This is a genomic window from Litoreibacter sp. JB4-2, assembly GCF_055693445.1.
Genome location: NZ_CM146334.1, coordinates 1909258 through 1930028, shown reverse-complemented (window position 1 = coordinate 1930028; position 20771 = coordinate 1909258). Strand labels below are relative to the sequence as shown.

General features: G+C 57.6%; 15 protein-coding genes and 1 pseudogene. 8 read left to right on the top strand and 8 right to left on the bottom strand.

Features of this window, described 5'->3' with window-relative positions; translation table 11 throughout:
- Positions 1 to 163: 163 nt before the first annotated feature.
- Positions 164 to 4405: a DNA-directed RNA polymerase subunit beta' gene (gene rpoC, locus ACZ1G7_RS09565; protein ID WP_472663582.1), complete on the top strand. Its 4242-nt coding sequence runs from the start codon at positions 164 to 166 to the stop codon at positions 4403 to 4405.
- 80 nt (positions 4406 to 4485) lie between these two features.
- Here the strand turns inward: rpoC and ACZ1G7_RS09560 are convergent, their stop codons facing one another.
- From ACZ1G7_RS09560 to ACZ1G7_RS09550, 3 genes are all read right to left on the bottom strand, one after another.
- Positions 4486 to 5412, bottom strand: a complete 927-nt coding sequence (locus ACZ1G7_RS09560) for a type IV pili methyl-accepting chemotaxis transducer N-terminal domain-containing protein (protein ID WP_472663581.1) — start codon at positions 5410 to 5412, stop codon at positions 4486 to 4488.
- 354 nt (positions 5413 to 5766) lie between these two features.
- Entirely contained in the window at positions 5767 to 6618 is an 852-nt protein-coding gene (locus ACZ1G7_RS09555) for a glycosyltransferase (protein WP_472663580.1), read from the bottom strand.
- Positions 6519 to 7016, bottom strand: coding sequence for a hypothetical protein (locus ACZ1G7_RS09550; RefSeq protein ID WP_472663579.1), 498 nt, complete (start codon positions 7014 to 7016; stop codon positions 6519 to 6521). Before ACZ1G7_RS09550 ends, ACZ1G7_RS09555 begins: the two co-directional genes overlap by 100 nt.
- A gap of 417 nt (positions 7017 to 7433) precedes the next feature.
- On the opposite strand from ACZ1G7_RS09550, the gene rpsL reads away from it, so the two are divergent.
- Genes rpsL through tuf form a run of 4 tightly spaced genes read left to right on the top strand, consistent with a single transcriptional unit; the run spans position 7434 to position 11655 of the window.
- The gene (gene rpsL / locus ACZ1G7_RS09545) at positions 7434 to 7805 is read left to right on the top strand and encodes a 30S ribosomal protein S12 (protein ID WP_472663578.1); all 372 of its coding nucleotides are present in this window, start codon (positions 7434 to 7436) and stop codon (positions 7803 to 7805) included.
- A 12-nt stretch (positions 7806 to 7817) separates the two neighbouring features.
- Positions 7818 to 8288: a 30S ribosomal protein S7 gene (gene rpsG / locus ACZ1G7_RS09540; protein ID WP_472663577.1), complete on the top strand. Its 471-nt coding sequence runs from the start codon at positions 7818 to 7820 to the stop codon at positions 8286 to 8288.
- 15 nt (positions 8289 to 8303) lie between these two features.
- A complete protein-coding gene (fusA, locus tag ACZ1G7_RS09535; protein WP_472663576.1) occupies positions 8304 to 10424 on the top strand; it encodes an elongation factor G in 2121 nt (706 codons plus the stop codon).
- A gap of 55 nt (positions 10425 to 10479) precedes the next feature.
- A complete protein-coding gene (gene tuf, locus ACZ1G7_RS09530; RefSeq protein WP_472660257.1) occupies positions 10480 to 11655 on the top strand; it encodes an elongation factor Tu in 1176 nt (391 codons plus the stop codon).
- Positions 11656 to 11939: 284 nt separating this feature from the next.
- Here the strand turns inward: tuf and ACZ1G7_RS09525 are convergent, their stop codons facing one another.
- Both ACZ1G7_RS09525 and ACZ1G7_RS09520 read right to left on the bottom strand, forming a co-directional pair.
- Entirely contained in the window at positions 11940 to 13586 is a 1647-nt protein-coding gene (locus tag ACZ1G7_RS09525) for a sulfatase-like hydrolase/transferase (protein WP_472663575.1), read from the bottom strand.
- The gene (locus ACZ1G7_RS09520; RefSeq protein WP_472663574.1) at positions 13583 to 14092 is read right to left on the bottom strand and encodes a MarR family winged helix-turn-helix transcriptional regulator; all 510 of its coding nucleotides are present in this window, start codon (positions 14090 to 14092) and stop codon (positions 13583 to 13585) included. The genes ACZ1G7_RS09525 and ACZ1G7_RS09520 overlap by 4 nt, the downstream gene beginning before the upstream one ends.
- Before the next feature lie 133 nt (positions 14093 to 14225).
- Between ACZ1G7_RS09520 and ACZ1G7_RS09515 the strand changes: the two genes are divergently transcribed.
- Entirely contained in the window at positions 14226 to 15281 is a 1056-nt protein-coding gene (locus tag ACZ1G7_RS09515; RefSeq protein WP_472663573.1) for a TAXI family TRAP transporter solute-binding subunit, read from the top strand.
- Positions 15282 to 15312: 31 nt separating this feature from the next.
- Positions 15313 to 17619: a TRAP transporter permease gene (locus tag ACZ1G7_RS09510; protein WP_472663572.1), complete on the top strand. Its 2307-nt coding sequence runs from the start codon at positions 15313 to 15315 to the stop codon at positions 17617 to 17619.
- A 27-nt stretch (positions 17620 to 17646) separates the two neighbouring features.
- On the opposite strand, the pseudogene ACZ1G7_RS09505 reads toward ACZ1G7_RS09510, so the two are convergent.
- A pseudogene (locus tag ACZ1G7_RS09505) lies at positions 17647 to 17856 on the bottom strand (integrase); the annotation flags it as partial.
- Positions 17857 to 18139: 283 nt separating this feature from the next.
- On the opposite strand from ACZ1G7_RS09505, the gene ACZ1G7_RS09500 reads away from it, so the two are divergent.
- Entirely contained in the window at positions 18140 to 18943 is an 804-nt protein-coding gene (locus ACZ1G7_RS09500; RefSeq protein ID WP_472663571.1) for an IclR family transcriptional regulator, read from the top strand.
- Here ACZ1G7_RS09500 and ACZ1G7_RS09495 read toward each other — a convergent pair.
- Together ACZ1G7_RS09495 and ACZ1G7_RS09490 are read right to left on the bottom strand one after the other, a co-directional pair.
- Complete coding sequence (locus ACZ1G7_RS09495) at positions 18940 to 20238, bottom strand: TRAP transporter large permease (RefSeq protein ID WP_472663570.1); 1299 nt, start codon at positions 20236 to 20238, stop codon at positions 18940 to 18942. The two genes, ACZ1G7_RS09500 and ACZ1G7_RS09495, sit on opposite strands and share 4 nt — an antisense overlap.
- Positions 20228 to 20731 (bottom strand): TRAP transporter small permease, encoded by a 504-nt coding sequence (locus ACZ1G7_RS09490; RefSeq protein ID WP_472663569.1) that lies wholly within the window; start codon positions 20729 to 20731, stop codon positions 20228 to 20230. The genes ACZ1G7_RS09495 and ACZ1G7_RS09490 overlap by 11 nt, the downstream gene beginning before the upstream one ends.
- Positions 20732 to 20771: the final 40 nt, after the last annotated feature.

Sequence of the window (20771 nt, the reverse complement as noted above, 5' to 3'; positions counted from 1 at the left end):
ATGTATCCAACAGACACGCCAAGACGAATTGGCTGGCTACAAATGTCTCCGCGACACCGGCGTCGTCAACTTTTGTACAGCGCAGCCTTTGCGTTCGCACAATTTGGCGTCTTCTTATTTGCCGCTCGTATGATTTCGACGGCACCCTGAAAGGGAAAGCAGTATGAACCAGGAACTGACAACAAACCCGTTTAACCCGGTCACGCCGCCGAAGACCTTTGACGAGATCAAAGTCTCGCTGGCCTCGCCGGAGCGGATCCTCTCGTGGTCTTACGGTGAGATCAAAAAGCCGGAAACCATCAACTACCGGACGTTCAAGCCTGAGCGTGACGGCCTGTTCTGCGCGCGTATCTTTGGCCCGATCAAAGACTACGAATGCCTCTGCGGCAAATATAAGCGGATGAAATATCGCGGCGTTGTCTGCGAAAAATGTGGTGTGGAAGTCACGCTGCAAAAGGTCCGTCGTGAGCGTATGGGCCATATCGAGCTGGCAGCCCCAGTGGCACACATCTGGTTCCTCAAGTCGCTTCCATCCCGGATCGGCCTGATGCTGGACATGACGTTGCGCGATCTGGAACGCATTCTCTACTTCGAGAACTACGTTGTGATCGAGCCGGGTCTGACCGACCTGACATACGGCCAATTGATGTCCGAGGAAGAATTCCTCGACGCGCAAGACGCCTATGGCATGGACGCCTTCACCGCCAATATCGGCGCCGAAGCGATCCGCGAGATGCTGGCCGCGATTGATCTGGAAGCCGAAGCTGAGCAGCTGCGCGAAGACCTCGCGGAAGCTACTGGTGAGCTGAAGCCGAAGAAGATCATCAAGCGTTTGAAGCTGGTTGAGAACTTCCTTGAATCCGGCAACCGCCCGGAATGGATGGTTCTGACCGTCGTGCCTGTGATCCCGCCAGAGCTGCGCCCGCTGGTACCGCTGGATGGTGGCCGCTTCGCGACCTCTGACCTGAATGATCTCTATCGTCGTGTGATCAACCGGAACAACCGTCTCAAGCGGCTCATCGAGCTGCGTGCACCTGATATCATCGTACGGAACGAGAAGCGTATGCTTCAGGAGTCCGTCGATGCACTGTTCGACAACGGCCGTCGTGGCCGGACCATCACGGGTGCCAACAAGCGTCCGCTGAAGTCGCTGTCAGACATGCTGAAAGGCAAGCAGGGCCGCTTCCGTCAGAACCTTCTGGGGAAACGCGTCGACTTCTCCGGCCGGTCGGTCATTGTGACGGGCCCAGAGCTGAAGCTGCATCAATGTGGGTTGCCCAAGAAGATGGCGCTCGAGCTGTTCAAGCCGTTCATCTATTCGCGTCTTGAGGCCAAAGGTCTGTCTTCCACCGTGAAACAGGCCAAGAAACTGGTCGAAAAAGAGCGTCCCGAGGTTTGGGATATCTTGGACGAGGTGATCCGTGAACACCCGGTCATGCTGAACCGTGCACCAACGCTGCACCGTCTCGGTATTCAGGCGTTCGAACCGGTTCTGATCGAAGGTAAAGCCATCCAGCTGCACCCGCTGGTCTGTTCGGCCTTTAACGCCGACTTTGATGGCGACCAAATGGCGGTCCACGTGCCGCTGTCGCTTGAGGCGCAGCTTGAAGCCCGCGTTCTGATGATGTCCACGAACAACGTTCTGTCGCCCGCGAACGGCGCGCCGATCATCGTGCCGTCACAGGATATGATCCTTGGCCTCTACTACATCTCGATGGAGCGTGAGGGCATGACCGGCGAAGGCATGGTCTTCTCCGACGTTGAAGAAGTGCAGCACGCGCTGGACGCTGGCACCGTGCATTTGCACGCCAAAATCCAGGCCCGCCTGCCGCAGATCGACCAGGAAGGTAACGAGGTACTGACGCGCTTCGAAACCACGCCGGGCCGTTTGCGTCTTGGTGCGCTTCTGCCGCTGAACGCCAAGGCTCCGTTCGAGCTGGTCAACCGTCTTCTGCGCAAAAAGGAAGTGCAGCAGGTTATCGACACCGTCTACCGGTATTGCGGTCAGAAAGAGTCGGTTATCTTCTGTGATCAGATCATGACCATGGGCTTCCGTGAGGCGTTTAAGGCCGGCATTTCCTTCGGTAAGGATGACATGCTGATCCCAGACACAAAATGGCCCATCGTGGATAACACCCGCGAACAGGTCAAAGAGTTCGAACAGCAGTACATGGACGGCCTGATCACTCAGGGTGAGAAGTACAACAAAGTGATCGATGCTTGGTCGAAATGTAACGACCAAGTCACCGACGCGATGATGGGCTCGATCTCCGACAGTGGTCGTGCGGAAGATGGTTCCGAGAATGAACCAAACTCCGTCTACATGATGGCCCATTCCGGTGCGCGTGGCTCGGTCACTCAGATGAAGCAGCTGGGCGGTATGCGCGGCCTGATGGCCAAGCCGAACGGTGAAATCATCGAGACGCCGATCATCTCGAACTTTAAGGAAGGTCTGACCGTTCTTGAGTACTTCAACTCGACCCACGGTGCCCGTAAGGGTCTGTCGGATACGGCGTTGAAGACCGCGAACTCGGGGTACCTGACACGTCGTCTGGTCGACGTGGCGCAGGACTGCATTGTGCGTATGCATGATTGCGGGACAGAGAACTTCATCAACGCTCAATCGGCGGTCAATGATGGGGAGGTTGTCTCCTCCATCGGCGAACGTCTTCTGGGCCGCACGGCGGCTGAGGACATCCTTGTTCCCGGCACCGACGAAGTTCTGGTTGCACGTGGTGAGTTGATTGACGAGCGGAAAGCGGACGCGATTGATGCGGCCGATATTCCGAACGCCAAGATGCGCTCGCCACTGACCTGTGAGGCCGAAGAGGGCGTCTGCGCCATGTGCTACGGTCGTGACCTGGCACGTGGTACGCTGGTCAACACTGGTGAAGCTGTCGGCATCATCGCCGCGCAGTCCATCGGTGAGCCCGGTACACAGCTGACGATGCGGACCTTCCACATCGGTGGCGTTGCGCAAGGTGGACAGCAGTCGTTCCTGGAAGCCTCCCAAGAGGGCAAGGTTGCGTTTGAAAACGCCAACATCCTTGAAAACGCGCAGGGCGAGCAAGTCGTCATGGGTCGCAACATGCAGCTGACCATCACCGATGAAAACGGTGTGGAACGTGCGCGGCACAAGATCGACTACGGCTCCAAGCTGCACGTCAAGGACAAGGCAAAAGTCTCGCGCGGCGACAAGCTCTTCGAATGGGACCCATACACCTTGCCGATTATCGCTGAAAAAGCCGGTAAGGCCCGGTTTGTCGATCTGGTTTCGGGCATTGCTGTCCGTGACGAGACCGATGATGCGACCGGCATGACCCAGAAGATCGTAGTCGACTGGCGTGCGGCACCGAAAGGTAATGACCTCAAGCCTGAGATCATCCTTGAAGATGCCAATGGCGAGCCTGTGCGTTTGGACAATGACAACCCCGCGACATACCCAATGTCTGTGGACGCCATTTTGTCTATCGAAGACGGTCAGGATGTCAAAGCTGGTGACGTGGTTGCGCGTATCCCGCGTGAGGGTGCCAAGACCAAGGACATCACCGGTGGTCTGCCACGGGTTGCGGAACTGTTTGAAGCCCGCCGTCCGAAGGATCACGCGATCATCGCTGAGATTGATGGTTATGTGCGCTTCGGCAAGGACTACAAGAACAAGCGCCGCATCGCGATCGAAAGCTCGGATGATCCGGATCACAAGGTCGAGTACATGGTGCCCAAGGGCAAGCACATCCCGGTTGCGGAAGGTGATTTTGTCCAGAAGGGCGACTACATCATGGACGGCAACCCGGCGCCGCATGACATCCTGTCCATTATGGGTGTCGAGGCCTTGGCTGACTACATGATCGACGAGGTCCAGGACGTCTACCGCTTGCAGGGCGTGAAGATCAACGACAAGCATATCGAGGTGATCGTCCGCCAGATGCTGCAGAAATGGGAGATCAGCGAAAGCGGTCAAACAACTCTGCTCAAGGGCGAGCATGTCGATAAGGCTGAATTTGATGCCGCCAACGAGAAGGCAATCGCGCGCGGGCATGAGCCTGCGAAGGGCGAGCCGATCTTGTTGGGTATCACCAAAGCGTCGTTGCAGACACGCTCCTTCATCTCGGCCGCGTCCTTCCAGGAAACGACCCGCGTGCTGACGGAGGCCTCTACCATGGGCAAACGCGACAAGCTGATTGGTCTGAAAGAGAACGTGATCGTGGGCCGTCTGATCCCAGCCGGTACTGGCGGGGCGACCCAGCAGATGCGCAAGATCGCCGTGGATCGCGACAACGTCGTGATCGAGGCTCGCAAGGCTGAAGCGGATGCCGCATTGGCATTGGCCGCGCCGGAAGAAACCGTCAGCGATGCGTCTGAGGACCTGTTCGTGGAAACACCCGAGGAAAGCCGCGACGCGTAAGCGGCTTTCATCTGATACAAATTAGAAAGCCCCGCCTGAAAAGGCGGGGCTTTTTCTATCTAGGATGATGTGTGGCGGGCCTAGTTCAGCCGTTCAGCGTAAGTCGCATAGCGCTGTGCGAGCCTGTCGATACCACGCAGACCTGTCTTCAGATCATGAAGAATCGCAGCGAATTGTGCCTCATTCATCTCACCACGTCCAAAGGCGTCGAAATGATCATCTTTGATGCGGCGCCAGCCTTCCATAAGCCTGTCCAGGTCCGCCGCGATTTCGCGGGTCGGTGCGGGCTGAATGCCGACGCTTGGCAGTCCGCCGCGCAGGGCTGTCATCGACGCTTCAAAGGTATGGGCAAGTCGGTCAAACTCGGCGCCCATTTCATCAGATTGCTGCGACGTCGCTAATTCACATACGGCTTTTGCCATCTGGTGTGTCAGCATAGCTTGGCGCCCGGCAATGCTCAGCGCCATGGCGTCTGATTGTCTGATTTCGAACGGTTGGACATAGCGGCCCGAGACATCGGCCGCTAACGCCAAGGTCATGCCAAGCAATGCCTCGCTATGCGCGTCGATCAATGCCGCATTTTCTGTATCTTGAGGGTTCGCGATCACGGCGCGGATGGCGCGTCGCGTGTAGCTCCAGGCGTCGCGGACCAGGTCCAGATCGCTCACCACTTGCTGGTTTTGCTCCGGTCCTGCGATGTTCAGGTTTGGGTTTCCGAATGTCAGAGACAAAACAATTGCGTCGAATTCTTTGCGCGCTTGGCGCAGTGTCGCGCGTTGTTCTTCCACCGCGATGCCCGCGCGCAGCGCGCATGACGAAGCGGAGACTTTCTGGGTCAACACCGGCAATCTATCTGCCAGTTGGATGCGCTCAACACCATCTGACAGGATGTCCAGATTGGCGGGCAGGGCGGATGCGCCCGACACGGATTGTTCACCCGCAAAACTTGAAGTTGCAGCAAAGGCACCAAAACAGACGGTGCATAAGGCAAGGCGTAATCGCGACACTATCTAACCCCCCACAGGTTTTAACGCCCTCCCAGAACACGGGAGGCGACGACTCAGATTAGTAACAGGTTTGCATCCCGGTCGGAATAAACCCGTCGGAAACAGTCTTATTCTGAAGTTTAATTTCTTTCGAAATCGTTAATATTCAATGGCTTAACGTATTTCTCTTGGAGGCCGACATGCCTGATTTATGCCCTATTTTCGCCAAATTCCTGAAAATTGACTGGCAATATCGTGCCGCTTGCTGGCCACCGATCCAGGGTTAGACCCTACGCGAGTGCAAGCAATTTGCAGTTGGAACTATCGCCCTAGACCACATGGCTGCCGACGCACATCGTCTGTTTTCAGACCCGTTCATTCTGCTGCGATATGAGCTTCCGAAGTTTTGGCGGACAAATCCTCAAACAGCTTCGCCAGTTTTGGGTAGCACTGTTTGGTGTCATACTTTGCGCGGGCGCGGGCGCGGGCAACTTCGCCCATGGCGCGGGCGTGTTCGGGGTTGTCCAGCAGCGTGTTGACGCAAGCCACAATCTGCGCGACATCACCCGGCGCCACGGTCAATGCAGGCTCATCTGAACCCAAAGCTTCCAGCACCGGCGGCACATCAGTGACGACCATCGCGCAGCCGCTGGCCATGGCTTCGATCATTGACCATGACAGCACGAAGGGCCGTGTCAGATAAGCATGCACGGTACTACGCCGCAAAAGCTTGGCGTAACGCCGTTTCGGCATACGTCCGACGAAATGCAGACGGCTGCGGTCGAATTTGTGCCGGACGAGCACGTTTCGTTTGTGGCTTTGCCCGCGTTTGAGCTTGGGACCATATGCAGAACGATCTTCGCCCGCGACGACCACATGAAGGTCGGGGCGCTGCTTCATAAGTATTTCAACAGCAGCCATGAAATCATAGAACCCGCGCATAGGCTCCAGTGCACGCGTGGCAAAGGTCAGGATCGGCGCGTCGTCAGGCACGCCCTCTAACGACAGAACGGGTTCGCTGTTGTCCAAGGGGCGGAACATGTCGCAATCGACGCCGTCATGCTGCACGACGGTGCGTGACTTGATAAAGTCAGGCGCCTGGTTGGCCTGAAACGTGGTCGGTGCAATCACGCAATCGGCTTGTTGGAAATCCAGTAGAAATGGCAGGTTGCGAACCAAGGTGCGGGCATGATCGTCCTCTGGCGTTGGTCGTTTTTTGCCCGGCATCGCGTCAACGGGGGGTAATTGTACCACCATTCGAGATATTGAACGAGCTTGGTGTCTGGCCAAACAATCTTGGCAAAGCTGCCCGACCCCCAGCCGGAATGTGCGACAATGATATCTGGAACAAATCCGCCCTTGCGCAGCGCCGCCGCCAGGCGTGAAAAGCCCTGACCATTGCGGATCGCGCGTTCCGTTCCGGCCAGGTAGGGGTGCCCACTGCGCGAACTTCCCTGGTTTTCATAGCGTACCAGCTTGAAGTTTTCGATCTGGTGAGTTTTGCCGGGCTCAAATTCGTCGCGCGCGGTCGCAAAGACGACGTTCCAGCCAAGATCAGCCATGTAATGCGCCAGCCCCCCAAACTGGGCTGGAAAATTCTCATGTACAAAAAGAACTGAGGGCATGTCGCGTCCGCTGGTCATTCAAAACAGAGACAAGCTAGCTGTGATGAGCTAATAAATGGTGACCGCATTAAAATCTGTCGAAACCGCGTTGCCGGGCGCGCGATGTGACAGTCGGCGCCGCGGGCCAATGCGCCGCCGAAGTGGCGGCTGTTGACAGCCCCGTCGACTCCTTCTAGTAAGCGCGCAATTGGTTCGGGGTACGCCTGAACCGCTTTCAAATTTTGGACGGTCAAGTTCGGGGCGGCTATTGCCCTCAACCTCTGAAACTCCACCGCTCGGATCCCAGGTAGGGCAACCCGATGCGGGCTTTTGTGTTTGCGGACGCGTAAATACGACTTGAGACGAACCCGCCTTGCTGAGGTGGATGTATAGCGGGGCAGGGCCCCAAACGAAGACGCAAACAAGGGGAAATCCTTAATGCCAACGATCCAACAGCTGATCCGCAAGCCGCGGCAGCCAAAACGCAAGACCTCGAAGTCCATGCACCTGCAAGAATGCCCGCAAAAGCGCGGCGTCTGCACCCGGGTGTACACAACCACACCTAAGAAGCCGAACTCCGCGATGCGGAAAGTTGCAAAGGTTCGCCTGACCAACGGTTTCGAGGTGATCTCCTACATTCCCGGTGAAAGCCACAACCTGCAAGAGCACTCTGTTGTTCTCATCCGCGGCGGTCGTGTGAAAGACCTTCCGGGTGTCCGTTACCACATCCTGCGCGGTGTGTTGGATACCCAAGGCGTCAAAGACCGTAAGCAACGCCGTTCGAAATACGGCGCGAAGAAGCCGAAGTAAGGAGAGCAGCAGATGTCACGTCGTCACGCCGCCGAGAAGCGCCAAGTCCTGCCCGATGCCAAATTTGGCGATCTGGTTTTGACCAAATTCATGAACAACCTGATGATCGACGGCAAAAAGTCGGTCGCAGAACGTATCGTCTACAACGCCTTTGATCGTGTTGAAGACAAGCTGAAGAAAGCCCCAGTGGAAGTGTTCCACGAAGCGCTTGAGCTGATCAAACCGTCCGTCGAAGTGCGCTCGCGCCGCGTCGGTGGTGCCACATACCAGGTGCCTGTTGAGGTTCGCCCTGAGCGTCGCGAAGCATTGGCCATCCGTTGGTTGATCAAAGCGGCTCGTGCGCGCAACGAAAACACGATGGAAGAACGCCTTGCAGGTGAGCTGATGGACGCCGTCAACTCCCGTGGTTCGGCCGTTAAGAAACGTGAAGACACCCATAAGATGGCCGACGCGAACAAAGCGTTCAGCCACTACCGCTGGTAAGAGGACGCAAAGCATATGGCACGCGACTATCCACTCGACCGCTACCGCAACTTCGGTATCATCGCGCATATCGATGCAGGTAAAACCACCTGCTCCGAGCGCATTCTTTTCTACACCGGCAAATCCCACAACATCGGCGAAGTCCATGACGGCGCAGCCACGATGGACTGGATGGAGCAGGAGCAGGAGCGTGGCATCACGATTACCTCCGCTGCGACAACCACGTTCTGGGAACGCACCGAAGACGGCGCGACTGCGGATTCTGAAAAGCACCGCATGAACATCATCGACACGCCAGGCCACGTTGACTTCACCATTGAAGTCGAACGCTCCTTGGCTGTTCTCGATGGTGCCGTGACCGTTCTTGACGGTAACGCCGGTGTTGAGCCGCAGACAGAAACTGTCTGGCGTCAGGCGGACCGCTACAAGGTCCCACGTATCGTGTTCGTGAACAAAATGGACAAGATCGGTGCGGATTTCTTCAACTGTGTGAACATGATTGAAGACCGTACAGGCGCGACCGCCATTCCGGTTGGCATCCCAATTGGTGCCGAAACCGAACTGGAAGGTCTTATCGACCTCGTGACCATGGAAGAATGGTTGTGGCAGGGCGAAGATCTGGGCGCATCTTGGATCAAAGCTCCGATCCGCGACAGCCTGAAGGCGCAAGCCGATGAATGGCGTGGCAAAATGATCGAGGCCGCCGTCGAAATGGACGACGACGCGATGGAAGCCTATTTGATGGAAGGCACTGAGCCTGACATCGAAAGCCTGCGCAAATTGCTGCGTAAGGGCTGCCTGGCGCTGAAATTCGTGCCTGTCTTGGGTGGCTCTGCCTTCAAGAACAAAGGTGTTCAGCCTTTGCTCAACGCTGTGATCGACTACCTGCCCAGCCCGCTGGACGTGGTTGACTACATGGGCTTTAAGCCCGGCGATGAGGACGAAGTCCGTGACATCGCGCGCCGCGCCGATGACAACATGGCCTTCTCAGGTCTGGCGTTCAAAATCATGAACGACCCCTTCGTGGGCTCGCTGACCTTTACCCGCATCTATTCTGGTACCTTGAACAAGGGCGGCTCCATGCTGAACTCGACCAAGGGCAAGAAAGAGCGCGTCGGTCGGATGATGATGATGCACTCCAACAACCGCGAAGAGATCGATGAGGCATTTGCCGGCGACATCATCGCGCTTGCAGGTCTGAAAGACACCACAACGGGTGACACGCTCTGCGACGAGAAGGAACCGGTGGTTCTGGAAACGATGACCTTCCCCGATCCGGTGATCGAGATCGCGGTTGAGCCGAAAACAAAGGCCGACCAAGAGAAAATGTCACAAGGTCTGGGCCGTCTGGCTGCAGAGGACCCATCCTTCCGCGTGGAAACTGACCTCGAATCCGGTCAGACCATCATGAAGGGCATGGGCGAATTGCACCTCGACATTCTGGTCGACCGTCTGAAGCGTGAATTCAAAGTGGAAGCTAATATTGGTGCTCCACAAGTGGCCTACCGTGAGACCATTGGTCACGAGGTTGAGCACACTTACACGCATAAGAAGCAGTCCGGTGGGTCTGGTCAGTTCGGCGAAGTGAAAATGATCATTTCCCCGACCGAGCCTGGTGAAGGCTACTCGTTTGAGTCCCGCATCGTTGGTGGCTCCATCCCGAAAGAATACATTCCGGGCGTGGAAAAAGGCATCAACTCGGTCATGGATAGCGGCCCGCTGGCTGGCTTCCCTGTGATCGACTTCAAGGTTGCGTTGATCGACGGTAAGTTCCACGACGTGGATAGTTCGGTACTGGCGTTCGAGATCGCGGCACGTATGTGTATGCGTGAAGGCATGAAGAAAGCCGGCGCGAAGCTGCTGGAACCGATCATGAAAGTCGAAGTGATCACGCCGGACGAATATACTGGTGGTATCATTGGCGATCTGACCTCCCGTCGTGGGCAGGTTCAGGGTCAGGATACACGCGGCAACGCGATTGCAATCGACGCATTCGTGCCGCTGGCCAACATGTTCGGCTACATCAACACCTTGCGGTCGATGTCCTCGGGTCGTGCGAACTTCTCTATGCAGTTCGACCACTACGAGGCCGTGCCTTCGAATATCTCCGAAGAGATCCAAGCGAAATTTGCATAACCGGTGCGGCGGGGGAGACCCCGCCCTCCGCCTGAGACAATAAAGGAGCCACACAATGGCAAAAGAGAAGTTTGAACGTACGAAACCGCACGTAAACATTGGCACGATTGGTCACGTTGATCATGGTAAGACGACGCTGACGGCTGCGATTACGAAGTATTTTGGTGACTTCAAGGCGTATGACCAGATTGACGGCGCGCCTGAGGAGAAAGCCCGCGGGATCACCATCTCGACCGCTCATGTTGAGTATGAAACCGACGCGCGTCACTACGCGCATGTTGATTGCCCCGGCCACGCCGACTACGTCAAAAACATGATCACCGGTGCCGCTCAGATGGACGGCGCGATCCTGGTTGTGAACGCCGCTGACGGCCCAATGCCGCAGACCCGCGAGCACATCCTTCTGGGCCGCCAGGTTGGCATCCCGAAGATGGTCGTGTTCATGAACAAGGTTGACCAGGTTGACGACGAAGAGCTTTTGGAGCTGGTCGAGATGGAAATCCGCGAGCTGCTGTCCAGCTACGAATACCCGGGCGACGACATTCCGATCATCGCGGGCTCCGCTTTGGCGGCGATGGAAGGCAACAACCCTGAGATCGGCGAAGAGAAGATCAAAGAGCTGATGGCCGCTGTTGACGACTACATCCCGACGCCAGAGCGCGCCGTGGACCAGCCGTTCCTGATGCCGGTTGAGGACGTGTTCTCGATCTCCGGCCGTGGTACCGTTGTGACCGGTCGTGTTGAGCGCGGTGTCATTAACGTTGGTGAAGAGATTGAAATCGTGGGTATCCGCGACACCGCGAAAACGACCTGCACAGGCGTTGAAATGTTCCGCAAGCTGCTGGACCGCGGTGAAGCTGGCGACAACATCGGCGCGCTTCTGCGCGGCATCGACCGTGACGGCGTTGAGCGCGGTCAGGTTCTGTGTAAGCCAGGTTCGGTTCAGCCCCACACCAAGTTCGAGGCAGAGGCCTACATCCTGACCAAGGAAGAGGGTGGCCGCCACACGCCATTCTTCGCCAACTACCGCCCGCAATTCTACTTCCGGACGACAGACGTCACCGGCACAGTTGAGCTGCCGAGCGGAACAGAGATGGTGATGCCTGGCGACAACCTGAAGTTCGACGTCGAGCTGATCGCACCGATCGCCATGGAGCAAGGCCTCCGCTTCGCGATCCGCGAAGGCGGCCGCACTGTTGGCGCGGGCGTTGTGTCGAAAATCACCGAGTAACGACGGCTCCGCCGTCGGGTGGGCGGCAGGCGGTTTCCAACGGAAATCGCCGAGAGCCCACACCCCTGAAAACCTGGGGGACACCGGTTAGAAATAAAGAAAGGCCGCTTCCGAAAGGAGGCGGCCTTTTTTCTCGCTCGAAATGTCCGCCACGCGGGACTTTGCGGTCGTGGAAGTTTTGCATTTAAATGATCACTATCTGCCGCATTGTGCCACTAGATAAATCAAAAGAGTACTGCTGCTGAGCCTATGTGTTCAGTGGCGGGAAACGCGAGATTCCGCATTCAACTATTCCCAGACGGCTCCAAATCACTGAAGGCTTGCCCTGTCACACTCAGGTATTCCTCCTCATCCCAGAATCCGATGAGAATTCCATCTTTCGCGGCCGTTTTTTGGCGCGCCAAAACAGCAGGCGTGGCCGTGATCCTGGTATGATGACGCGTCGCCCACCTGAGCAAGGCGGCTTCCATTCGTGACCGCAACTCGACATGCTTCGTTGCTTCTGAGCGCCCAAGATCGTCGAGTTCGTCCGGATCATTCTCAAGGTCGAAAAGAACCGGCGCGAAGCCTTCACAATGGATGTATTTCCATCGGCCATCGAAGATCATGGTCGTGTGCGCATCTTCCTGCGAGACGCCAAGCGATGTCGCCATTTCGGACCAGTGATAGTCATGCTCGCTAACCACGTACTGGCGGGAAAACCCTTCGGTTCCGTGCAATAGCGGCGTCAGGTCGCGACCCTCGACCACATGGGGTTTTGGCGCGCAGCCGAGTGCTGTCATAAAGGTGGGTGCGAGGTCGATCATTTCAACAAGCGCGTCCGAAACCATGCCTCGGGTCGCATCGGCCGCGGGTCGGGGGTCCGCAACGATCAGCGGGACCTTGACCGCCATTTCATGGTAGAAATCCTTGTCACCCATCCAGTGATCACCCATGTAATCTCCGTGATCGGAGGTAAAGGCGACGATTGTGTTCTCACTGAAGCCTTTCTCATCCATCCAGGCGAACAACCGGCCCAGATTGTCGTCCAACTGCTTAATCAGACCCATATAGGCCGGGACGACGTGTTCGCGCACATGATCGCGGGAGAAACTGCGGCAGACGCGGGCGTCGAGGTAGGCACGCATGAGGGGATGGTCGGTCTCGCGTTCGATTTCAGAGCGGATCGGATCGACGATGTGCGTCTCGTTATACATGTCGTGATAGGGGGAAGGCACGATATAGGGCCAGTGCGGCTTGATATAGCTGAGGTGGCACATCCACGGGCGGCCGTCCTGCATCGCCTCTTCCATGAAATCCATCGCCCGATTGGTCATATAGGCGGTTTCGGAATGTTCTTCGGGGACGTTGGCGGGAAGGCGGGAGTTTTTCAGCAGCCAGGCAGAAAGCAATTCGCCATCGTCGTCGACACCGGAATTGGCGAAGTCTTCCCAAGGGTTTTCGCTGTCATAGCCATGGGCCACGAGGTAGTCGTCATAGGCAGACCATTGTTGGCGCGGGCTGTCAGGATGAAGGCCATCGTCACGCTCAAATGGTTCAAACCCGCATTCTGATCGGTGCACGCCTATTTCGCTTTCCGGATCGATACCGAGCCAGGCCATACCTTCTTTGTCGGCGATCATGTGGGTTTTGCCGACCAGCACCGCGCGGGCACCCGCGTCGCGTAGGTGATCGCCTAGCGTGGGTTCTCCGACCCGGAGCGGCATGCCGTTCCAGGTTGAGCCATGGCTGCGTACGTAGCGCCCGGTGTAGGCAGACATGCGCGAAGGGCCACAAACTGGCGATTGCACGTAGGCGCGATCAAAACGCACGCCGCGCTTGGCCAGAGCATCGATATGGGGTGTGTGAAGATGCGGATGGCCGTAGCAGCTTAAATAGTCGAAACGAAGCTGATCGGCCATTATCCAAAGTACGTTGGGCGTTTTGGTCATCTTTTGCCCTCTGTTGCTAGAGCGAATGATATGGGGTCTTCTACGAACTGCTCAAAACGGGTGATCAGGCCAAGGAATGCGTCAAGATCGGCTTCGGAAAATGCGCTTGAAAGTGCCGCTCGTCGTTTTGACATGATCACTGATGTTTCCTCGAAAACGGAGCGTCCTGCAGTGGTCAACGCAACCAGAGACGTCCTGCGATCCGTTGTGCCTGTCGTGGTCGCGACATAGCCTTTCTTAATCATGGTTGGGATCGTCCGGCTGATCAGGGCGTGATCGGTTCTTTGAATGGACGCCATCTCTGTCACCGTCAAAGGACCAGCCTCTGCCAAATCCCAAAGAACGCGCCATTCGGTAATCGAGAGATTTCCTTTCGATTTTAGCAATCGCTTGGCTTGCGTCCGGGAGGCCAAAGCCGCCGCCTGCAAACGCCCAAACAGGTTACGCTCCTGCGTGAGGCATCGTGCTTTGTAGCGATCAACGCGATCATTCTGGGCTGGTGTCATGGGTTCTCCTACTCGCAATAAGATCAGTAATTATTTTACGTGACAAGTCACATAATTTTTGCAAACCTTCCGTTGGGGCCCGCGACCAGCGGGAATACTGTGCGCGGCATGCGCACCGTTCAGGGAGGAAAACATGATCAAGACATCTATTGCAGGCGCGATCCTAGCGTTGTTGCCCGCTGCAGCTTTCGCTCAAGCGACACTGACCGCGGAAACCACCTCGCCGGGGTCCACGCCGCATTACATTGACACAACACTTGCCGCTGTTCTGGACGCGGACGGTGTGGCGACAATGCAGATCACCGAAGGGGCCACGTTGACGAACTCGGTTCAGGCTGTTGCCGAAGGCCAGCTTGATATGGCACCTGCGCCGCTGATCCTGCCCTTCCTGTTGTCGCGGGGCGTTGGGCCCTATTCCGGCGTTGGTTCCGAGAAGGGTAAGGAACTCGCCAGCAATCTTCGGGCATTGTTCTTCTCAGCCCCGTCTGCCCAGCTGTTCGGTCACTACAACAGCGGTGCAATTCAGGGGATCGAGGACATTGAAGGCAAGCGCATCTACAACGGTCCGCCGCGCGGTGCCGCTTTGACAACGGGGCGCGCGGCCATCCAGCTTTTGGCCGGTCTGAAAGACGGCGAAGGCTATGAGGGCGTTCAAACACCGTGGCCTGATACAGTTTCGACGATCACAGGTGGCGCGGTCGATGGCTGGACACTCCCGGAAGGTCTGCCGTCTGGACGCCAGATCGCGATTGCAGCGGCGGGTGGCACGACGATCTATGATATGCCGTCTGAGCTGCTGAACAGCGAGTTGGGGCAACAGATCGTCAACGCGCCGGGCAACGCTCCATATTCGATCCCGATTGAGGAATATCGCGCCGCCTACGCAGGAAACGACATCACAATCGTGACGGACGATGACACGTTCGACACGTTTGCCTTGGCCTTCGCCCAGATCGTGCCCGCGACGATGGACGAAGAGCTCGCTTATCAGATCACCAAATCCTACCTCGCTGGGCAGGACCGGTTTTTGACGGGTTCGCCCCGTGGGCCATATCTGTTCCTGAGCTTCGGGGACATCGACGGCACAAGCCAAGGTGTGTGCGGCGCGGTGACGATGAAACTGCACTCCGGTGCCGTTCGCGCCTATGAAGAGGCGGGCCACAGCATCGCGGATTGCGTCAAGCCTTAAGGTTTCTGGCAATCCGCAATAGGGTTCGGTCATGAACGACACGACCACCACCAGATCACGGGGGCAGCGCATCGCGCTGCTCCTCGCGGTTTTGCTGGTCTTAGTGGGCATGGTGAACACCCTGCCGGAGATACCCGGGCTTCAGAACTGGGCGCGCGACCTTACCGGTATACGGTTTTTCCGTATCTCGGGCTTTCCGACGGAATATCTGTTCCCGCCGCTTTTCGTGATGATGATGGTGATCGTCGCCCTTGATGCGAGCCTGTATCGGACCTGGCGCGACACCCGTCCCAAACGGGCGTGGCTGGGGGCCGTGCTCGACATCGGGCTGGTTCTCGCCGCCCTTCTGGGGGCTGTGGGGTTCTGGATCGAAATCGATTCCGTTTGCCTGATCGACCAAATCACCGGCGAACGCGCACGGCTGATCGAAGACGCCCTAACCCGGTCCGAAAATCTCATCCCCGGCCTGACGCTTGAGGCCGAAGTGCCCGCCTGTCAGGCCCGGCTGGGGGTGTGGAGCCTTCCGCTCCTGTTCACCATCATCCTGCTGTTTTTCCTATACAACATCCGGGTCTGGGGCCTGCCACTGGTGATCGTCGCCAGCGCGGTCGTGCTATATACGGTCGTCACCGCTCTGGTCTGGGTCTTTGGCCTGAGCGAAAACAATTTCCTGCTGACCAAACTGGGCGCGGATGGCGGCGATGCCCTCGCGGCCGCCGTGCAAAAGGCCACGAATGTCTTCATCACGCCCGATGGGTTCATGGGCCGCTTCATGGACATCATCATCAATCAGGTCTTTCCCTATGTGGTGCTCGGCGCGCTGTTCGGCGCATCCGCAGGCGGCACGTCCCTGATCAAGCTCGCCGTGCGGGTCACGCGCAACCTGCGGGGCGGCCCGGCGCATGCGGCCATCGTCTCATCCGCGATGTTTGGCACCATTACCGGGGGACCTGTCACAAACGTGCTCTCGACCGGTCGGCTTACCATTCCGATGATGAGGCGCAACGGGTTCTCCCCTCAATTTGCGGGCGGGGTTGAGGCCGCCGCGTCCTCAGGCGGGCAGATCATGCCGCCGGTCATGGGCATCGCGGCCTTCGTTCTGGTGGCGCTGACGGCTGTCCCCTACACCAAAGTGATCACAGCGGCTTTCATCCCGGCAATCGCATTCTTTGTTTCGATCTTCCTCGCGGTGATGTTCCAGGCCCGTCGGGAAAACGTTGCGCCCATGCGGGACATTCCAGACGACTTGATCATGGGGCGACAGGATTGGCGCAACCTTTGGATAATCTTCCTGCCGATCCTGACGATCCTGTTCCTGCTCTTGGGCAACAAAGACACCATCAGCCAAGGATGGATCGCCGCTTTGCTGCCGCAAGTGGTGGTGCAAACAATCGTCAATGCTGCTGGCGACGCTGTCTCTGCGGGATGGTGGGCTGTCGCGCTCTTGCTGCCGATGATGTTCATAGACCCAGAGACCCGGGCGAAACCAAGCAAGGTTCTAACAGCCCTCGGGGAGGGCGGAATTTTGATCTCGCGCCTCTTCCTGCTTCTCTTCGCCGTGTCCATCATTGCGGCCTTTCTGAACGAAAGCGGCCTGACAGGAGAGCTGACTCGCGCCGTGACATCCTGGCTGGCGCAAGTGACGTCGGTGAACCTGCTGGGGTTCCAGATTCCTATCACCGGCGGTGTTTATCTCATGCTGGCGCTGTTTTGCGCCATGCTTTGCGCGATCCTGCTTGGCATGGGGATGCCGACGGTCCCTGCCTATGTAAATGTTGCTTTGTTACTTGGTCCGCTGCTTGCGCAGCTAGGGGTAAGTTTCTTCACCGCAAACATGTTTGTCTTCTATTTTGCCGTCGCCTCCGCCATCACACCCCCGGTCGCTGTGGCCGCTTTTGCCGCTGCATCCATCACCCGGACAGAGCCGATGCGGACAGCCTTGTCGGCCGTTCGGGTCGGCATCGTGATGTTTACGATACCCTTTGTGTTTGCGTGGTATCCGGAACTGTTGCTCATCCCAGAGGCCGTCACGATCACGGACGAGAATGGGCGGCGCGCCCTGATGGACGGATATTCGGAAAACACCGATATCGGCGCACTCTCGTTATTGCTTTGCCGCCTGCTGGCCGCGCTTTATCTAATCGCTTCTGCACTGGCGCGGTTTGACCGAGCAGTTCTCAGGTCATGGGAAGTGATCCTACGCATTTTTGCGGCCATCCTCATTCTCTGGAAAGCACCTCTTGTGATTGCGGCTGGTGTGGCGCTATCCGTTCTGTTGATCTCAGCACATATTATTGGGACCTCAAAAGCTGTTAAGGGCGCGCGTAACAGCGCCTAGCTGACGTTCGTACAGATTGCAGCTTCCAGTTTTGCTCCGAAGCACCGATGCCTGTTCCTTAGTCTGGCCAGATGCCATGACATCGACTACTTTCAACCGCACCAAATCACACCCTCGAAGTTTGCTGTCGTTTGCCATGTTGAACAATGCGAGGAAGCGATGGTTTTCGACCAATTCAAGTCTAACTCGTATCGCCCAGATATGTTTCGGTCTCAAAGGGCGTTTCGGGCCGAAAATACGGCTCTTGTTCTAAGCTGGGCGAAGCGCGCAAATGGCTGGTAAGATTGGCGTTTCCCTGACTAATTCTCCTACCCGCCATGCCCTACCACAACGACAACCCAACGTTGACCATAGCAACATATCATATGATGCTGCACCTCACTTTGGGTCCGGATTCAGCCCTAACCGTCTAAGCTGCAACCCGATCAAATGGCGGAAGTCCAGTTTGTCGCAGATATTCCTATACCCCTGAACCATATTCCCGCTGCCCATGCTCCAAAGACGCGTATAAGCTGTCCCTATGAGCCAAGATCCAATCCTCAAACCGCTCGTGCGGCTGCAAACACCGAAGCCGCAGGTTTCCGCTGAACCTCAACCTAGCGAGCGCAAAGGCGTGCAGTCGGTTGAACGGGCGTTCGACATTTTGCGGATCGTCGAAGCCTCTGCCGGTCCGGTCGGCGTGGCCGAGATCGCGCAGGCCTTGGACAGCTCTCCCTCCAAGGTGCACCATTATCTGGTCTCGCTCGTGCGGTGTGGCGCGCTGCGTCAGACGGGGCGTGGGGCCTATGACCTTGGGGCGACGTCTTTGGGACTGGGCCTGTCAGCGCTGAGCCGTTTGGACACGGTGGACCGGACCTGTGAGGCGGCTGAGAAGCTGCGAGATGAGATCGGCGAGGCCGTTTTTGTCGCGGTTTGGGGCAATCGCGGGCCGACGATCATTCGCTATTTCGAAGGGTTTCGCCCCTTGACGGTTGAGGCGCGGGCCGGGCTGGTTTTGCCGATTGCCACCTCCGCCACCGGTCGCGTTTTTCTTGCCTGGGGGAAGGACACGCAAGTTTTGCCTCTTGTAGAAGACCATGATTTGGATCTGGACCTATTGCGTGATCGCACACGGACTAGCGGTGTCGGTCATGTGGACGGGGATTTGCTTCCGCGTATCGCTTCACTCTCTGCGCCGGTGTTTTCCCATGGAACGGATTTGTCGCTGGCAATGACCGTTCTTGGCTGGTCCGGCGATTTTGACAGTGCGCCGGGGGGCAAGATTGCGCTGGCTCTAAAGGCTGCTTGCGGGTCGTTGAGCCAAGAATTTGGCGCGCAAGTCTAGCGGACAGCGCCCGGCAAAAGCAGCGTCAGGATCGGGAAGGCGATCAGTAGGGCAAGGCGGATCACATCTGCGGCGATGAAGGGCACGACACCCTTCCAGATGGTTCGGATGTTCAACTCCGGCGCAATCCCTTTGATGACGAAAAGGTTCATGCCGACGGGCGGGGTGATGAGGCCAATCTCGGTCGCGGTGACGACAAGGATGCCAAAGAGAACTGGATCGATTCCCAATGACTGAACCAACGGGAAGACAATGGGGATGGTCACAAAGATCACCGACAGCCCGTCCATGATGAAGCCCAGCACCAGATAGATGCCCATGAGCATGATCAGCACCATAGTCGGGCTGAGGCCGGTGTCCGCCACAAAGCCGATGATCGTGTTGGGCAGATGCGTGCGTTCGATAAAGGCGTTGAAGGCGGCGGTGCCAACGATGATGATAAAGATCATGCCCGTGGTGCGCGCGGCCTCGTCCAGTGCCTTGGGCAGGAACCGGAGCGACCTTTGCCGCACGATGGCGGCGATCAGCCCGCCAAAAGCGCCCACGGCTGCCGCTTCGATGGTGGAAAACCAGCCACCATAGATGCCGCCCAAAACCAACCCGAACAGCAGGAAGACATCCCAAATTCGCAGCAATGCCAGTGTGCGTTCGCGCCAGCTTTTGCGCGCCTCGGGCGGGCCTGCCTGTGGGTCGCGCCAGACGGCATAGCGTGCGGCAAGCATATAAAGGGCGGTCCCCAGAAGGCCGGGGATCAGACCCGCCAAGAAAAGCTTACCGATGGAGGTGCCCGTCAACACGCCATAGATCATCAGGATGATCGACGGAGGGATCAGAATGCCCAGTGTTCCACCCGCCGCAATCGCGCCAGTGGCAAGGCTGTCTGCATAGCCCCGCGCGCGCATTTGCGGAAGGGCCACGCGGGTCATCGTCGCGGCGGTGGCAAGTGACGATCCACAGATCGCGCCGAACATCGCGCAGGCCCCGATTGTTGCTTGCGCTAAACCGCCGGGTTTGTGGCAGAGCAGGGCGTGGATGCCGTCATAGAGCTTGCGCGACAGGTCCGCATGGGTGACGAACACGCCCATCAGGATGAACAGAGGCACCACCGACAGCGTGTAGGGAAAGACGCTTTCCAATGCCGCCGCCGAGAAGATCAGCCCGGTCTTTTTGACACTGCCCAGCAGGATGCCGCCCACAATGCCAACGCTCGCCATGGCGATGGCCACGGGCACGCGGGCGAGGATCAGCATGATCAGGGCGACAAAGCCGCCAGCGCCCCAAAGTTCAATGGGCATCTGCGCGCTTTCCTGACACCATGGTTGCTCCGCATTGCCACAGGCGCAGCAGGCAGATCAGCCCCGACATGGCCAAGCCGCTGAGGATCAGCGCCCAGAACCCGACCATCGGAATGCCGATGTTCTGTGAAATATCCCGATAGCGCAGCGTGCGGTCCGCTTGCACCCAGCCATAGCGCAACAACAGCGCGAAAATGCCGATGGCGAGGATCAAGGCAAAGGCCCGCAAGGCCGCGTCCGCGCGGGGCGAGAGGCGTTCGTCATAAAGCTCAATGGCGACATTCGCATCCGTCCAGAACACGCGCGGCAGGGCGAGATAGGCGAAGCCCACGACGGCAAATTGCGTCACATCGACCAGGCCGATGAAACCCTTGGCAAAGACCCACCGCGAAATGATGTCCCCAATCGTCAAGAGCATGACGCCCAAGACCAGAAGGCCACCGACCCAGACGAGCGCCATTGTGACGGTATCGACGATTTTGTTGAGGCTCATGATGAAATGGTAGCGCTGGCAACTCAGGGCTGCCAGCGCT

Bases quoted from the DNA above. Each gene is read 5' to 3' on its own strand.
- rpoC (WP_472663582.1), top strand. From the start codon at position 164: ATGAACCAGGAACTGACAACAAACCCGTTTAACCCGGTCACGCCGCCG.
- ACZ1G7_RS09555 (WP_472663580.1), bottom strand. From the start codon at position 6,618: ATGCCGGGCAAAAAACGACCAACGCCAGAGGACGATCATGCCCGCACC.
- ACZ1G7_RS09550 (WP_472663579.1), bottom strand. From the start codon at position 7,016: ATGCCCTCAGTTCTTTTTGTACATGAGAATTTTCCAGCCCAGTTTGGG.
- rpsL (WP_472663578.1), top strand. From the start codon at position 7,434: ATGCCAACGATCCAACAGCTGATCCGCAAGCCGCGGCAGCCAAAACGC.
- rpsG (WP_472663577.1), top strand. From the start codon at position 7,818: ATGTCACGTCGTCACGCCGCCGAGAAGCGCCAAGTCCTGCCCGATGCC.
- fusA (WP_472663576.1), top strand. From the start codon at position 8,304: ATGGCACGCGACTATCCACTCGACCGCTACCGCAACTTCGGTATCATC.
- tuf (WP_472660257.1), top strand. From the start codon at position 10,480: ATGGCAAAAGAGAAGTTTGAACGTACGAAACCGCACGTAAACATTGGC.
- ACZ1G7_RS09525 (WP_472663575.1), bottom strand. From the start codon at position 13,586: ATGACCAAAACGCCCAACGTACTTTGGATAATGGCCGATCAGCTTCGT.
- ACZ1G7_RS09520 (WP_472663574.1), bottom strand. From the start codon at position 14,092: ATGACACCAGCCCAGAATGATCGCGTTGATCGCTACAAAGCACGATGC.
- ACZ1G7_RS09515 (WP_472663573.1), top strand. From the start codon at position 14,226: ATGATCAAGACATCTATTGCAGGCGCGATCCTAGCGTTGTTGCCCGCT.
- ACZ1G7_RS09510 (WP_472663572.1), top strand. From the start codon at position 15,313: ATGAACGACACGACCACCACCAGATCACGGGGGCAGCGCATCGCGCTG.
- ACZ1G7_RS09500 (WP_472663571.1), top strand. From the start codon at position 18,140: ATGAGCCAAGATCCAATCCTCAAACCGCTCGTGCGGCTGCAAACACCG.
- ACZ1G7_RS09495 (WP_472663570.1), bottom strand. From the start codon at position 20,238: ATGCCCATTGAACTTTGGGGCGCTGGCGGCTTTGTCGCCCTGATCATG.
- ACZ1G7_RS09490 (WP_472663569.1), bottom strand. From the start codon at position 20,731: ATGAGCCTCAACAAAATCGTCGATACCGTCACAATGGCGCTCGTCTGG.